Source organism: Actinomyces sp. Marseille-QA0893, from assembly GCF_976954355.1.
The window spans coordinates 267,361-281,639 of record NZ_CDRJSY010000002.1; the positions used below are offsets into that span (position 1 = coordinate 267,361).

A 14,279-nucleotide genomic window follows, 5' to 3' on the forward strand; every position below is an offset into this window, starting at 1 on the left:
GCGGCTGCAACTTCAGCGCGAAGCAGCGGCTGCGACTTCAGCACGAAGCAGACGAACGCCGTTTTCTGCTTTGACGACCTCTCCACCGGACAAAGTGCGTCATAGCTCGAAGGATAGGCGTGAAATAGGTGCGCTATGCCCACACATTGACGCACTTTGTCCGCGGCGGATATTCCGGGCGGATATTCCGGGGGCCAATAATTCAACGAGCGCTTAGGCAAGCACTGTTAGTGAAGCTCGCACGCCTTGTAGACGTGGGTCAGCATCGCGAGGCGCTCCTCCAAGCTTGCGTCTTTGGGCACGCACATCTTCGCACCCAGATAGTTGCATCCACCTTCGATTGCGGCCTGTGCGCAACGCTGAATCTCGGTGTTACTCATGAGCGATGCCGGTTCATCGGTCTGGCCGGGCAGGTGCCCATCAATCCAGGCATAGCCGTACTGAGTTTCTTCCGGACCCGCTCCAGAGAAGATGACGCCATCTAGAACCCCGCGCTTCCCGGCCGCAACAATGTGATCGTAGGCAGCATCGGCACTGCGTTCTTCTAGAACTGAGCGTCCCCAGTTAATCAGGACACCGACCTCAAACTCGGCGGCGATCTGGATTTCTTCGTCGATCGAGAGGAATCCCTTTTCCGGTTTTTGCTCGGTGATAAAGCGGTCGCAATGCTCAATCACGAGCTTCGCACCGTACCAGTCCCATTCGCGTAGAACTTCCAGAGATCGCCTGAACGCGTCCCCTTCCGCGGTCCGAGTGGGTGCCGAGTGCACTTCAATGCGCGTCACCACATGACGATCAGCATGCTCACACAACTTGCCCAGGTCCTCGCGCAGCTGGCGGGTGAAAGCCAGCGCAGCCTCGCGACCGTCCCTATCTGGCGAGGCCAAGCCGAAGGTGGCGTCTTTGCCGACGTTTTGCATGGTGCCGGGGATGGCGGTGATGGTGTTGAAATCCCAGTTCGCGGCGAGTAGGCCGGCAAGAAGTTCGTTGTCCGTGGCGATCTGTCCGGGATAGGGCATTTCGAGGCCACTGATCCACGGTTGCTGTGCGAGAAGTTTGTAATAGTCCTCTTGCAGTTCCGGGGCGGGATGCGAGGCATAGGCTCCGATAATGAATGGGATTGTCATCGTGATCATCCTTCTGTGAATGTCGCCGTCGTTGGAACACGCACCTATAAGTCTGACAGGTCAAGCTGCAAAACGCAGCATATTCATCAGACAAATTTACCCTCAGAGGAGACCCGCATCCAAGTCCTCATCCAGTCTCAATCCAGCTCGTTCAAATATGAAAAACGCTAAACTCACGCACATGGACCGTAATGAGCTGATTCAACGTACTTTTCCCTATCTTTTGAAGCGCTTGGAAGACGCTGGCATCGATGCCACTCCCCAGGTTGATCCGAAAACAAACGGCTACATTCTGACCGTCGACACCATGCACTTCAACGTCGAAAACCTCCTGTCAGATCTGTCGCGCATCGACCCGGTCAAGCATCAAGAGCAAATCGAACGCTGGGTTGCCTTCATGATTGAAACTCTGCGGATGCCCGAGTACTCGATCAGCGATCCCGATGAACTTCGCAAGCGAATCCGCACACGCATCATCCGGAGCGGACAGAGCTCAGATCTCCCCATCACCTACATTCGCCCATTCACCGCCGGATTAGCCACAGCGCTCTACCTGGATTTCCCGAACAGCGTGTCATTGGTGACGGATCAAAGTCTTGCTCGATACCCACTTTCGGTAGACGAACTCTTCCACTACGGCCAGATCAACACCGATAACGAGCCAATCGATACGAAGCAACAGGTGGGCCCGTTCACCGAACTGCTGGGAGAATCACCATTCATCGCCGGCAAGGCGGCAAACATTGGTGCGTTGGTAAGCAATCTCCAAATTAATGCCCCCCACGGATTGTTCTTCGCCATTCCGCAGCGCTCCGTCCTGCTCTATGCGCCCATCGATCCGGAGGACATCTCACGACAGATACTCCAGATGGCCGACTACATGCGCTTCGCGGTCATGGAAGAATTCGGCAATAACAACGGCTACGCGATCAGTCGCGATATCTTCTACTGCTTACCCACCGGAGAATTCGGTCCTATTACCCAGGGCGACAATCCCCAACTTCACGAGCTTTTCAGCAATCCAGAGATCGACTTCGAGACCTTCATGGGGCATGTAGAAAAATACCTGTATCTACCTGAAAGTTTCGTCCAGCGCTTCCTCGCGAAGTGAATAGAACAGAAGCAAGCCACTCGCGCAGCCGGCGACCAGCTGCGCGAGGCTTGTCTCAGTGCGTCTTAAGGTGATGCTCGCCGCCTTTCATCATTCAGTTTGACTTATCGTTTCTCATTCCCTAAAGTTTCCACGTACGCGCGAGTGGCGGAATAGGCAGACGCGCACGGTTCAGGTCCGTGTCCTAGTGATAGGGTGGGGGTTCAACTCCCCCCTCGCGCACGTAGTGAGGACCCAGCGAAAGCTGGGTCCTTTTGTTTTACCTAAAGCGCCCACAGTAACGCACCTGAGATTCCCGAGGCCCCGCACGGGTCATGCCGAGGCCTAGCCCGCCTCATACGCAAAGCAGGCGCAATGCGTACCTTGCTTGACCAAACTGTGAGGCCGGCTGACGCCTCAAGCGCCAACCGGCCTCACAAATCAGTCGTTCAGTCCTGCGAAACTCCGGCAATGAGTTCACGAACCCACGTCCGCGCACGACGGTAATCCTCGTCATCTTGAGGAACAACCGCGCTATTGACCGTCGAACTGGGGTAGGACCCCATGAAGCGCACGTCCGGGGAAACACGGTACAGGCCTCGTAAAGCAGCCTGAATGTGCTCTTGAGTAATGTGTCCAACCATGTCGATCGAGAAGGTATAGGCACCCAGGCCATCACCGCTCGGGCGTGATTCGATTCGTGACAGGTCCACGTCGTGCACCGAGAACTGCTCGAGGAGACGCATGAGCGACCCCGCCTGGTTCACCGGCAGCGCGACTTGAATCGTTGTCTTGTCGTGTCCTGTCGGCGCAGTCAAGGAGCCTTCAATCGGCCTTCTTACGCAGACGAAACGCGTAATGGCACCCGGATTATCCGCAACATCCGTGAAGAGCGATTCCAAGCCGTAGCGCTCAACCGAGGTCGCATTGCACAAGACCGCGTCAAATGCTCCCTCACTCGCACCCAAAGTCTCAGCCGCCGCGGCAGTTGAAGTCGCGGGAACGTGAACGACACCCGGGAAGGTTTCCTCGGCCCAGTTTCGACACTGTGCCCACGCATGCGGGTGCGTCCCGATCTTCCGAATGTCTTCCGCGCGCGTCCCAGGGCGGACAGCCAAGTGGAAAGTAATGGGAACCAACATTTCCGCGCGGATCACGAGCTGCGGGTAGTCCGCGAGCGCGTCGAGCGTCGCGTTGACTCCGCCCTCGATGGAATTTTCGATCGGAACGACCGCCCAATCGGCCTTTCCCTCACGTACCGCTTTCATTGCCAGCGGCGGGGAAGTCAGGGGAATAAGCTCAGCGTTTTCCGGGGCGATCTGACGCAGAGCTTGCTCTGTAAAAGTCCCGAATGGCCCTAGGAATGCGATTCGCAGCTTGCTCACTCGGCGTGCTCCTGCTGCGCGAGGGCCTCGGCTTCACCGGCCTCAGTCTGCTCGCCTGAACGCTTCTTTCCGACGATCTCAATGATCACGGGCAAAACCGAGACAAGGATGATGACACCCAAGATCAAGGTCAGGTTGTCGTGCACGAAAGGAACATTACCCAGCAGCGAGCCAACGAGGATGAATCCCGCACCCCAGATCAAGGCACCCAGGGTATTGAAGATCAAGAACTTCACGTAGGGGTAGCGTGCCATTCCTGCCGCAAGCGGAATGAAGGTACGAACGAAGGGGATGAAACGACCAATGACCAGCGAACGCCCGCCGTAGTCACGGAAGTATCGCTCAGCCTTCTCCAAGTGCTCGGTCTTCAAGACTCGAGCATCCGGCTTGAAGAACTTGCGTCCCCACTTTGCGCCGAGGAAGTAGCCGATCTGTGCGCCGATGAAGGCCGCAACAACAACCATGATGATCAGTGTCGGCAGGTGTAGCCCCAGTCGATCGTGGAGCAAACCCGCAGTGAACAGCAGAGATTCGCCGGGAAGGACCGGGAAGAGAACACCGGATTCGATGAGGACAATGAGCATTGTTCCCCACAAAACCCACGGTCCCATAGCGACCAGCAGGCTTTCGGGGTCCTTGAACCAGTTGATGAAGGTGTCCAGACCTGAGGCATTGACCATGACGGCAGCAAGCATGCAGATTTCCTTAAACTCGGGCACCGTTCACTTAAGAGTGCACGGCATGTTACGAAGTCAACCCTACCGGTCTTTAGAAGACAGATAGGATGTCATCCATGGAGAATTCCGAGGAACTGATCACGTCCGAGGCCACTGACGCCCCGCAGCCCCCTGCGTCCGCGTCCGAGCAGGCCGAAGAAAGCACCCCCGATCACGCTCCCGTACGCCAGTCAAGACTTCCCGAGGCGGTCTTTTTCGCCGATCGGGTTCATTACCGTCGCCGCCGCCGCTCCGACCTTGTCGAGGCCATTTTCTGCCTCCTCGGTATCGCCTTGGCGTGGGGACTGGGTTTCGTCGCCTCCTCAACAACCGAAGGTGTTGCCGAAGACGTCCTACGCGTGACAGTCATTCGCGATCTGCTGCTTATGCCTTTGTCTCTGGTCGAGGGATTGACCATTCTTATCACCCCGATCGCAGTGATCGGCATGCTGCTCTTCCGCCGGCAGGTCTCCACAGCAATCGAAGCACTGACAACAAGCGTGATCGCAGGTGTCGCCTCGTACGCAATCCTGCTTCTCCTGCGCCAACTTCCCGAAACCGCAACCGCCCCGCTCAGCGTCACCTATTCAGAAAACGGGCAAACGGCCTCGTACATTGCAATCAACTTGGTCGCCATCGCGCTCATTGCACTCTTCACTGCGGCAGGCGAGGCCGAGGCCATGCGCACGATTCGCTGGTCATACTGGGCACTCGCCGTCATCATCGTCATTTGGGTCTTGCGCGGCCAGCTCACGCTTCCCTCGGCGGTATTCTCCGTGCTCTTGGGACGCACTTTCGGATCGGCATCGCGCTTTGTCTTGGGATTCCAGGACCGCAGCGCTTCGGGCGGGCAGATCGTACGCGCACTTCTCTCGATTCGGATCACGCCCCAACGCATCATTCGCACAGATCTTCTTCCTGCGGGGGTCAACCTGGAAACATGGCTGGTCACCGAAACAGAACATGGCCATTTCCACGCGGAACCCCACGCATCCGATTCGGCTGAATACACGATTCCGCGTCGTCCCCCCGTTGACGGCAATCGCCACTACCAGGTGTGGGATATCTATGGTGTGCCCTACGAGATCACCATGCTCGACCCGGGGCGCGGAATGACCGGGACACTTTTGGAAGTGTGGAATAACGTCCGTCTTCGCGGCCTTTCCCGTTGGGTCTCCCCCTCTGTGAAGGCTGCTGCCGAGCGTTCCATGCTGACCACCATTTCCGCAAAGCGCGCGGGCGTCCATCTGCCCGAACCCATGGGGCTTGCGCAGGCGGGCGACTCCATCATGACCGTCATGCGTGTGCTTCCACCAACCGCCTCTTTGAAGGATCTTGCCGAGGCAGATGCACTCACCGATGAGATCCTTGACGAGGCCTGGAAGCAGTTGCTCTTCGCGCACGCCCATGCGATCAGTCACCGCCACATCGCCCCTTCTTCCCTGGTTGTGGATGAGTCTTCCCAGGTATGGCTGATCCACTGGGATGAGGGCGAGGTTGCAACGAACGAGCTCAATCAACGCATCGATGTCGCCCAGATGCTCACCCTGCTTGCGATCTATGTCGGAAAGGACCGAGCGCTGGCCTCGGCGCGACGAAATCTCTCCGAAGAAGCTTTGGTCGGCTGCGCGCCGGTACTGCAAAAGGCTGTCCTACCTTCGGAGGTGACTGCAAGCCTTCGACGCAGCGACCTCCTTGACAAACTCCGCGAAGAGATCGTTGCCGATACTCCTCAAGAGTCCGTCCAACCGGCGAATTTGCAACGTTTCGCCCCCAAGACGATGATCACCTTCGCAGTTCTTGCACTCGCGGCCATCATCTTGATGGGTTCCTTGAACTTCTCCGATATCGTCGCAGCCGTCAAGCAGGCCAACCCAATCTGGATTGCCATTGCTTTCGCTTTCGCAGCTGCAACATGGGTTGGCGGCGCAGTTCCTCTGGTCGCTTTCAGCCAAGAGAAGGTCAAGTTCGGCGACTCGATTCTTGCTCAGGTTGCTGCTTCGATTGTCACTCTGGTCGCACCTGCTGGAATTGGCCCCGCCGCACTCAACCTGCGCTTCCTCACCAAGCAGAAGATGAGCACAGCCGCTGCGGTTACAACCGTGACTCTTCAGCAGATTTCACAGTTCCTCGTGACTATTTCACTGCTCGTCACCGTTTTGTTCTTCTCCGGTTCCTCGCTGTCTGTATCGCTGCCTTATGGCGCGATCATTGCCGGCGTCGCAGTTGTCGCCCTTGTGGTGATTATCTGCATTTCGATCCCGAAGGTCCGAAAGTTTATTTGGTCGAAGATCGAACCCACGTGGAAGCAGGTCTATCCGCGCCTCATGTGGGTTGCCGGCCAGCCCCAGCGCATCCTGGCGGTTCTTGCAGGGAACATGCTCATGAACATCGGTTTCGTTGGCGCGTTCTGGGCTTCGCTCAAGGCCATGGGCGGGTCGCTGAATCTTGTGACCCTCTCGATTACCTACTTGGCATCGAACTCCTTGGGTTCGGTCGTGCCCTCCCCCGGTGGAATTGGTCCTGTCGAGGCCGCGCTCACCGGTGGTTTGCAGGTAGCCGGTATCGCCGTGTCGATCGCATTGCCGACCGCAATCATCTACCGCCTCGTGACCTTCTATGGCCGCGCACCCTTCGGTTGGGTTGCACTGAAGATCATGCAGAAGCGGAACCTGATCTGAGGACCTCGCACGGGGTGCGAGGCCGCAGCCGCAGTTAGGCGATCAACTCCAGAGCCGCCTTCACCGCGTCCTCAACGCTCCCCTCGCTGGGATACACCAGCGAGGTATCCGCCATGATCCCAATGATGTTCGGGTACGAGAGTGCTTCTTGAACGCGATCACGAACCGCGTCCACGCCCGTACTGAAATCCACTCGTAAAACAATGGGAAGAGTGGTCGCATGGGCAAGACGCTTCACGTCCTCGCACAGCGGGAGCATGAGCCATGTCAGTCCCGAAGTTGTTCCCAGACCCGATGCGATCGCAGTCGCTAGGCAGATGGAATCCATATCGAGGTGGGTGCGAACGCGACCGGATTCGTCGCGGCTTGAAATCACGGCTTCAAGCAGGGCAATTCGACCCGAGGCATTGAGCGCGCATACCCCGCGAGCGCAGCGCGACAGGGTATGGGACGAGCCCTCATCGCTGTAGTCCAAGCGGAGCAGCATCTTGCCACCATCCAAGCGAGACTCATGGATTCCCGCGATGTCATAGCCACTCATGACGTCGTCCAATTCGAAGGAAGAGTCAGCTAGGCCGCCTCGGTTCATCGAGCCAATGACGAACTTTTCCTTGAGGACTCCAGCGATCGTCAGATCTTCGACAAGATCAGCTGCACCCACGCATCCCTTGACCCCTTCAATGGCGAAGGCCTGGCACAAACGGTCGAGCAGATCCCAGCGGTCTTCCAGTGCCCGAGGGTTACCTCCCGCCGCCAAGTTTCCACGAGCGGGGTCGTCGGCAGCGATCATGAGGAATTTCGCGTTGGGACGGATCCCCATTCCGCGATCACGCATGACAAAACCGATTTGCTCGGGGTGATTGACCCTCATATCGATGATCTGATTGATATCAACACTCATCGTTCGTCTTCTTTCCGCACATCCGCGCAGGCATCCATGCGGGCGGGGACGTCGTCATCGTTAAAACCATAGATTGTTGTTGCGGCCGCATCGACGCGGTCGCGGTCACAGTATCACCAAAATTCGGTGCACTAAAAATTTGCAGCGAGGCCGGGCGGCACTTTCGCGGGGTCGCGCGTCCTTTCGCGCGCCTATTGACGTTCCGATTTGGCCAGATTGTCGCGGATCGCCTGGCCGATGCGTTCAAGCGTGTCGGCCTGAATCCACGTTGAATCCAGTCCGAAGCGAGAACCCATATGCTCACTGTTCTTTCGCAGGCCCAGGATTGCTTCCCACAGGGGGATGAGTTCCTCGTGGTAGGTGTGTCCGTGCCCGCCGGGAGCCGTGCCCGCAACGGGCATATCGACAAGGACCTGAATGTAGGTGGCCAGACGCGTGTAGACCATCTGTGAACTCACGTCCCCGTCGACATGTTCAGAAATCCAGTCGGGCTTGTTCCAGGCAAGCTGCGAATTCCACCAGACCACGGGATCGGAGGGGTGCTGCGCGTAGACGATTCGCGGGAAGTTCCATCGCCCAAGCTCTCGCCCATACACGTCCGCCCACAAATTCTCCGGAACATTGACAAAACGAACGTGACGACCGTTGGCAACAACGGGGGCGACCTGGGGGCTGCCTCGGTGACGCACTTGGGTGAGCTCGGCATGCATGGGGGTGAAGGCGGGGGTTCCGACCCACAGTGCACCGTCGGTCCGGGTCAAAACATCGACGATCCCTGAAAAGACATGCTGCGAGGCGTAGGCGCCCAAGGATTCCCCGCACACGAAGAGCGCGGGTCGTGACTCTTCGGGGAGCTCATCAACCGCTCGGCGAATTGTCTCAAAGAGAATGACCGCTGCTTCCTCTGAGACATCCAGATCTGTCAGGAAGTTAATCGAGGAGGGGACAAAAGAATACTGCATGGACGCCGTCGCACAGTTTCCCAAGGTCAGGTATTCAAATGGTTGAACTTGCCATTCGTCAACCCATCCTGATCCGGTCGATGTTGCGATCAGAATAACTGCACGTTCAAATGCCCCGCTTCGGCGAAGTTCACGTACTACCAGGTCGGCTGCGCTCTGGAGGCTTTGCCCTTCCGCGGGCATCCCCGCGTAGACGCGGATCGGTTCTTGGGCAGCGCATCCGGCGACGGCCTCGATATCTGCACGACTGGGACCACGCCCAAGGAACACTCGCCCCTGCCCGCCAACGGACTCCCAGCTCGAATAGGACGAAGGCGAACCCGAGCGTTCCTTGACCTCGGGCTGCACGATTCCCTTAGCAGTCCGATTGTTCATGCGACGCGCGTGACGGGTGAAGAAGTTAATGCCCAGCTTGATGATGACCTGCGAGGTCAATCCGTAAACGATGACGACGAGGAGCGCCAAAGTAATGGACAGTGCAACAACGTAGTGCAGCCATTGGCTGAAGAAAGCAAGAAGAGCGCGCCCAATCCACTGCAGTCCAGAAGCGATGACAAGAAGGACAAGGGTGAGAAGGAAAGCTCCGGCAGTGCCCAGAAGGTACTGGCCCAAGTTCTCGCCGGACATTCCAACTAGAACATCGGCTCGCCTACGCTCGCGATAGGAGTGGACCAACCAACGGATCAGCCACAGGAAGAAACCAAAGAAGAGAATGACTCTGAATGCGAGCGCCACCGTGGGCGGAGCAGTGATTTGGACTCCCAATCGGGGGACAACAATCGCATACAGGCGTTGTAGGGTCAGGCCAAGGATGTAACCAGCAGCAGTGAGGACACCGGATGCTACCGCGTGCCACTGCCACGAGCGAGCAAGAAGAGAGGGAGAGACGGAGACTCCGTACATGACCAGCGCGCCGATCAGGCCGAGCAATGAAATATTGATGATGTCACCCCCTCTTGTCCTACATGTCTATTGTGCCCGATACGCCGTCCATACAAGAGTGAAGTACGGCAGAATCACAGTGGAATGCGGCGCAAATCCCAGATGCTCATACAGGTACCAACGCAGGTTTGCCTGCATCTTTTCCCTGCCCGCGGGAGTCGAGCGCAAATAGGAGGAGCGCGTTGTCCCCAACTCGAGAATCTCCTCGGGAGTGGTCTCGTCTTCCCAATCGAAACGCTCCAAAACGGGCTGCGACCACTGCGAGTTCAAAAGGGGCGGCCGATCAGGACGATGAACATCTCCCGAGCGCATGATGCGCGTGAGCCTGTGTACCCAAGGAATCGTGACATCGAGCTGATTCCACACGATCATGAGCTTCCCGCCTGGACGTACGATTCGATACATCTCCGCGCTTGCTGCTTCCGCATCCATCCAATGCCACGATTGAGCGAAAACAGCGCGGTCAACGCTGGAATCAGGAAGCCCCGTTGACTCCCCACATGCGTCGACAATTTCCAGATTCGCGTCCTCTCCTAGAAGCTGCCTCATCTGGTCGCGCATTGCCTGGGCTGGTTCGATAGCCGTGACCTTCACTCCGCGAGAAAGGAGTGCGGCGGTCAGTTTGCCCGTCCCCGCTCCCACGTCTGCAATCGTGAGTGTCGAGACCTCGGCCCCTTCCACGATCTTCTCGACTGCCGCGCGCGGGTAGCTTGGACGCACCGCTCCATAGGAGTCAGTCGCAAGACGGAAGGGATTGGTCACGAGTGAAGCCTAGTGGATGATGCCGTGTGATGCCCGAGCCTTGACTCGCTCACCCACCGCGGGGACCCGGCTTCCGAAAGGAATACGCACAATGCGCGGCTCGCCGTCCGCCTCGTTTTCGAGGCGAGCGGGCACTTCATAGTACCCGCGGGCGCGGCGCGATACCCCTCCGGTGATCTCAATCCAGACCTCATCCGCGCCTGCCCTCCCCTCGAGTTCGATGCTCGCAAAACCCAGGAAACGCGCGACTTCTGCATCCCCCGGGTTCGCCCACACGGCCTCGGGAGTGTCGATGCGGCGCAGGCTGCCCTGAATCATCACTCCGATTTGGTCGGCGACGGCGAAGGCCTCGTCTTGGTCGTGAGTGACGTAGATACTCGTAATTCCCTCGCCGGTAATGATCTCGCGCAACTCGACTGAGAGGCTTTCGCGCATGGTGCGGTCAAGTGCGGATAGTGGTTCGTCAAGAAGGAGAAGACGAGGCCGTGGCGCGAGTGCGCGAGCGAGGGCTACTCGCTGCGCCTGTCCTCCCGACAAGGATTCAATGCTGCGCGAAGCAAATCCCTCCAGACCAACGATTGCAAGGACTTCGGCGACTCTGTGCTCGCGTTGATCGCGTGGAAGATGACGCAGGCCGTAAGCGATATTTCCCTCAACATTTCGATGGGGGAAAAGCTGCCCATCTTGGAACATCAGCCCGAAGCCGCGTTGATAGGTGGGGGTGTCCAGAACCGATTCGCCTTCCCACGCGATATCCCCGTCGCTGGGTCGTTCAAGGCCTGCAATCGCGCGCAAGAGCGTGGATTTGCCGCAGCCACTGGGGCCAAGGAGAGCAGTAATTTGTCCGGGTTTTACATCGAAAGACACTTCTTCAAGCGCGCGAAAAGACCCGTAATCGACACTGACTTTCCTGCACGTCAAGGCAACGTTTTTGCTCATACCGTCTCTCCAATCTCAGCGGGACGCAGCCACTCCATGCATGTGATGAGCAGCGCACACACGAGCGCAAGCAGTACACACGAGGCCATTGCGACCCCTTGGTCCAGTGCATCGGGACGCGAAATTAATCGATATATCACGACCGGGAGCGTCACCGAATCGCCCTTGGCCAGGAAGGACGTCGCGCCAAATTCACCCAGCGATGTTGCGATCGCGAAACCTGCAGCAATGCCAAGGCTACGAAGAAGCACGGGGCCATCAATTGTCGCCAGAATGCGTGCTTCACTAGCGCCGAGGCTTGCCGCAGCCTCGCGCAAACGCGGGTTAATGGCACGCAGCGAGGGCGCGATCAAGCGAACAACTAAGGGAAGCGCGACTACTGCTTGCGCACAGGGAACAAGAATCCACGAGCTCCGCAGATCCAGAGGCGGGCGATTCATGGTGATGAGAAAACCAAAACCCACCGTGACTGCAGAGACTCCCAGGGGCAGCATGAAGGCGCTCTCAAGGAGTGAGAGAGCGACGCGCCCCGCTCGTGAACGCGGATGACGAGTCACAAGAAGGACGACGCAAACACCCACGCTCAAAGCAATCATCATTGCAACCAGAGCGACAAGAAGCGAGTGCCCCAGCGCTTGGAGGGGTGAAACGCGCAGTGCGGGAGTGAAGGAGGAATCGGCCAACTTAAGGTAGTGCTCGAAGGTAAAGCGGCCTCGTTGATGGAGGGAACGCCACACAAGCGCAGCAAGGGGAAGCACAACCAGCACAAGGACCACGCCGGCGCTCAAAGCAAGCGTCCACACATCGCCTCGGCGCACGCGATGCCCCAGCTGCGAGGACCTTAAGGCGACTGCTCGAGTACCACGGCGGCGCGCGGCCTCGGCGACAATCAGAGACACAGCGATCACGACAAGCTGGACGATCGATAAGACCGAGGCGCTACGCAGATCCAGGTACTGGGTCGTGAGCATGTAGATCTCGGACTCGACGGTCGTGAGCTTCGAACCGCCCAAAATCAGGACGATTCCAAAGGAAGTCGCGCAATACAGGAAGACCAGGGAAGCTGCCGAGGCGATCGCAGGAAGAAGGGTTGGGAAAGTAATGCTTGTGAATACTCGCAGTGGGCGCGCTCCGAGGCAGGCGGCGACTTGTGCGCGGCGGCCGTCGATTTGCGCCCAAAAACTCCCGACATTGCGTACGACCAGCGAGTAGTTGAAAAAGACCATGGCCGCAATGACCGCTGTCGGCGTCCCATCGAGGTTCAGGAAGCCCAGCCAGCCTTGGGGAGCAAGGAGAGAACGGAAGGCAACACCAACAACGACCGTTGGGAGAACGAAGGGAACGGAGATGAGCGCGCGTAGAGCGCGCTGACCGGGGAAGCGACAGCAGTAGAGCGCGTAGGCACCGGGCAGACCCACGAGCAGTGAAACGCAGGTGCCCAAGAGGGCCATCCAAAGGGTGCGAGCAATGACGCGCCACGTGCGCGGCGCGGAAAGCACTTCGCTCAGGCCCGAGAGATCAAGACCTCCACTAGGCGCCACGAAGCCCTTCGCGATGAGCGTCGCCGCGGGCCACGCGAAGAACAGCGTGAGAAAAGCCAGGGGGACGCCCAGGCCAACGGCCCCGGCGCCCACCCTCGCTACAAGCTGTCGCAGATTTTTCACCCAAGAACCGTTTCTTGCCAGGTCTTGAGCCAGGTTGCGGAGTTCTTCTGAATCTCTTGGGGATCAACGCGTGCGGGCTTTTCAGCCAGCGGACCGAACTTCTCCAGCGCCTCGGGAGCTTTACCCGCGTAGGGGTGCATGTAGGTTGCCTTGGAGATCGCGCTCTGCACCTCGTCGGAGAGAAGGAACTCAATGAACTTCTTCGCGCCCTCGGGGTTCTTTGCGCCCGTGAGGACACCGGCGTATTCAATCTGACGGAAGCAGGTGTCGGTAATGACACCGGTCGAAGACTCGGTTCCCGCGTCGTTGACCGCGTAAGCGGGAGAAGAACCGTAAGACACCATCATCGGGTAGCTACCCTTGCCTTCACCCGCGCTGTAGTCAACATTGAAGGCCTGAGACCAGCCTTCGGTGATCTTCACGCCGTTGTCCTTGAGGGACTTCCAGTAGTTCGCGTAACCATCGGGACCGTACTTCGCAATAGTGGCCAGCATGAATGCCATTCCGGGGGTCGAAGACGCCGGATTCATGGCGACGAGCATGTTCTTGTATTCAGGCTTTGCCAGATCCTCAAAGCTTGCGGGAGGAGTGAGCTGGTGGTCCTTGAACCAGGTCTTGTCGTAATTGACGCACACGTCACCGCGGTCGATGGGGACCAGTCCCGGTTCTCCCGCAAAGTTATCTGCAGAGTTGGGCGAGGTGATCGATGCGTCCGCAATGACGCCTTGACCGACAATGCGCGTCGATACGGTGTTGTCGAGGCCGAATACCGCGTCTCCCAGCGGGGCATCCTTCGTGAGGACGAGTTGGTTGGCTAGCTCGCCACCGTTGCCAATCGCTTGGATCTTGACGGTGACCCCGGTCTGTTCGCGGAACTTGTCGAGGAGTTCCTGCGGGAAATCAAACGAATCGTAGGCAAGAACCGTGACCGTTTGTTCACCGCTTGACGAGGCCGCGCTTCCTTGGCTTGTCGAAGAATCCTTTGCGCTTGATGAGCAAGCTGCAATCGACGTGGCCCCAATGAAAAGAATCGCGCTTGACGCGATGAGACGAGCGCGACGGTGCGCCGAAAAAGTAGACATTGTTTCCTCCGCTCAGGTGGGAGGGCTG

The 14,279-nt window shown here is 58.2% G+C and carries 11 protein-coding genes and 1 tRNA gene; 3 read left to right on the forward strand and 9 right to left on the reverse strand.

The genetic code is table 11. From position 1 onward, the window contains the following. Positions 1-227: 227 nt before the first annotated feature. Positions 228-1,127: a DUF4862 family protein gene (locus ACWNMW_RS04100; protein ID WP_449490122.1), complete on the reverse strand. Its 900-nt coding sequence runs from the start codon at positions 1,125-1,127 to the stop codon at positions 228-230. A 181-nt stretch (positions 1,128-1,308) separates the two neighbouring features. On the opposite strand from ACWNMW_RS04100, the gene ACWNMW_RS04105 reads away from it, so the two are divergent. Together ACWNMW_RS04105 and ACWNMW_RS04110 are read left to right on the forward strand one after the other, a co-directional pair. Then, positions 1,309-2,238 (forward strand): hypothetical protein, encoded by a 930-nt coding sequence (locus tag ACWNMW_RS04105; protein WP_449490123.1) that lies wholly within the window; start codon positions 1,309-1,311, stop codon positions 2,236-2,238. A gap of 138 nt (positions 2,239-2,376) precedes the next feature. After that, positions 2,377-2,460: transfer RNA gene (locus ACWNMW_RS04110), tRNA-Leu, on the forward strand. Positions 2,461-2,666: 206 nt separating this feature from the next. On the opposite strand, the gene pheA is transcribed toward ACWNMW_RS04110, so the two are convergent. Together pheA and ACWNMW_RS04120 are read right to left on the reverse strand one after the other, a co-directional pair. Then, on the reverse strand, positions 2,667-3,602 hold the full coding sequence (gene pheA, locus ACWNMW_RS04115) for a prephenate dehydratase (RefSeq protein WP_449490124.1): 936 nt from the start codon (positions 3,600-3,602) through the stop codon (positions 2,667-2,669). Beyond that, positions 3,599-4,297 carry a DedA family protein gene (locus ACWNMW_RS04120; RefSeq protein WP_449490125.1) on the reverse strand — a complete coding sequence of 233 codons (699 nt, stop codon included), beginning with the start codon at positions 4,295-4,297 and terminating at the stop codon, positions 3,599-3,601. Before ACWNMW_RS04120 ends, pheA begins: the two co-directional genes overlap by 4 nt. A 98-nt stretch (positions 4,298-4,395) precedes the next feature. On the opposite strand from ACWNMW_RS04120, the gene ACWNMW_RS04125 reads away from it, so the two are divergent. Continuing rightward, entirely contained in the window at positions 4,396-6,999 is a 2,604-nt protein-coding gene (locus tag ACWNMW_RS04125) for a lysylphosphatidylglycerol synthase transmembrane domain-containing protein (RefSeq protein WP_449490126.1), read from the forward strand. A gap of 34 nt (positions 7,000-7,033) precedes the next feature. Here ACWNMW_RS04125 and ACWNMW_RS04130 read toward each other — a convergent pair whose 3' ends face one another. The 6 genes from ACWNMW_RS04130 to ACWNMW_RS04155 form a co-directional block, all read right to left on the reverse strand. Continuing rightward, positions 7,034-7,900 (reverse strand): Cgl0159 family (beta/alpha)8-fold protein, encoded by an 867-nt coding sequence (locus ACWNMW_RS04130; protein ID WP_449490127.1) that lies wholly within the window; start codon positions 7,898-7,900, stop codon positions 7,034-7,036. Positions 7,901-8,091: 191 nt separating this feature from the next. Further along, a complete protein-coding gene (locus ACWNMW_RS04135; RefSeq protein WP_449490161.1) occupies positions 8,092-9,804 on the reverse strand; it encodes an alpha/beta-hydrolase family protein in 1,713 nt (570 codons plus the stop codon). Between the two features lie 27 nt (positions 9,805-9,831). Further along, entirely contained in the window at positions 9,832-10,566 is a 735-nt protein-coding gene (locus tag ACWNMW_RS04140; protein ID WP_449490128.1) for a class I SAM-dependent methyltransferase, read from the reverse strand. Between the two features lie 9 nt (positions 10,567-10,575). Further along, a complete protein-coding gene (locus tag ACWNMW_RS04145; protein ID WP_449490129.1) occupies positions 10,576-11,505 on the reverse strand; it encodes an ABC transporter ATP-binding protein in 930 nt (309 codons plus the stop codon). Next, a complete protein-coding gene (locus ACWNMW_RS04150) occupies positions 11,502-13,169 on the reverse strand; it encodes an ABC transporter permease (RefSeq protein ID WP_449490130.1) in 1,668 nt (555 codons plus the stop codon). The genes ACWNMW_RS04145 and ACWNMW_RS04150 overlap by 4 nt, the downstream gene beginning before the upstream one ends. After that, positions 13,166-14,251 (reverse strand): thiamine ABC transporter substrate-binding protein, encoded by a 1,086-nt coding sequence (locus tag ACWNMW_RS04155; RefSeq protein ID WP_449490131.1) that lies wholly within the window; start codon positions 14,249-14,251, stop codon positions 13,166-13,168. Before ACWNMW_RS04155 ends, ACWNMW_RS04150 begins: the two co-directional genes overlap by 4 nt. Positions 14,252-14,279: the final 28 nt, after the last annotated feature.

What these genes read in the sequence shown, in the direction of transcription:
- ACWNMW_RS04100 (WP_449490122.1), bottom strand. Translation starts at nt 1,127, where the DNA reads ATGACAATCCCATTCATTATCGGAGCCTATGCCTCGCATCCCGCCCCG.
- ACWNMW_RS04105 (WP_449490123.1), top strand. Translation starts at nt 1,309, where the DNA reads ATGGACCGTAATGAGCTGATTCAACGTACTTTTCCCTATCTTTTGAAG.
- ACWNMW_RS04120 (WP_449490125.1), bottom strand. Translation starts at nt 4,297, where the DNA reads ATGCTTGCTGCCGTCATGGTCAATGCCTCAGGTCTGGACACCTTCATC.
- ACWNMW_RS04125 (WP_449490126.1), top strand. Translation starts at nt 4,396, where the DNA reads ATGGAGAATTCCGAGGAACTGATCACGTCCGAGGCCACTGACGCCCCG.
- ACWNMW_RS04130 (WP_449490127.1), bottom strand. Translation starts at nt 7,900, where the DNA reads ATGAGTGTTGATATCAATCAGATCATCGATATGAGGGTCAATCACCCC.
- ACWNMW_RS04145 (WP_449490129.1), bottom strand. Translation starts at nt 11,505, where the DNA reads ATGAGCAAAAACGTTGCCTTGACGTGCAGGAAAGTCAGTGTCGATTAC.
- ACWNMW_RS04155 (WP_449490131.1), bottom strand. Translation starts at nt 14,251, where the DNA reads ATGTCTACTTTTTCGGCGCACCGTCGCGCTCGTCTCATCGCGTCAAGC.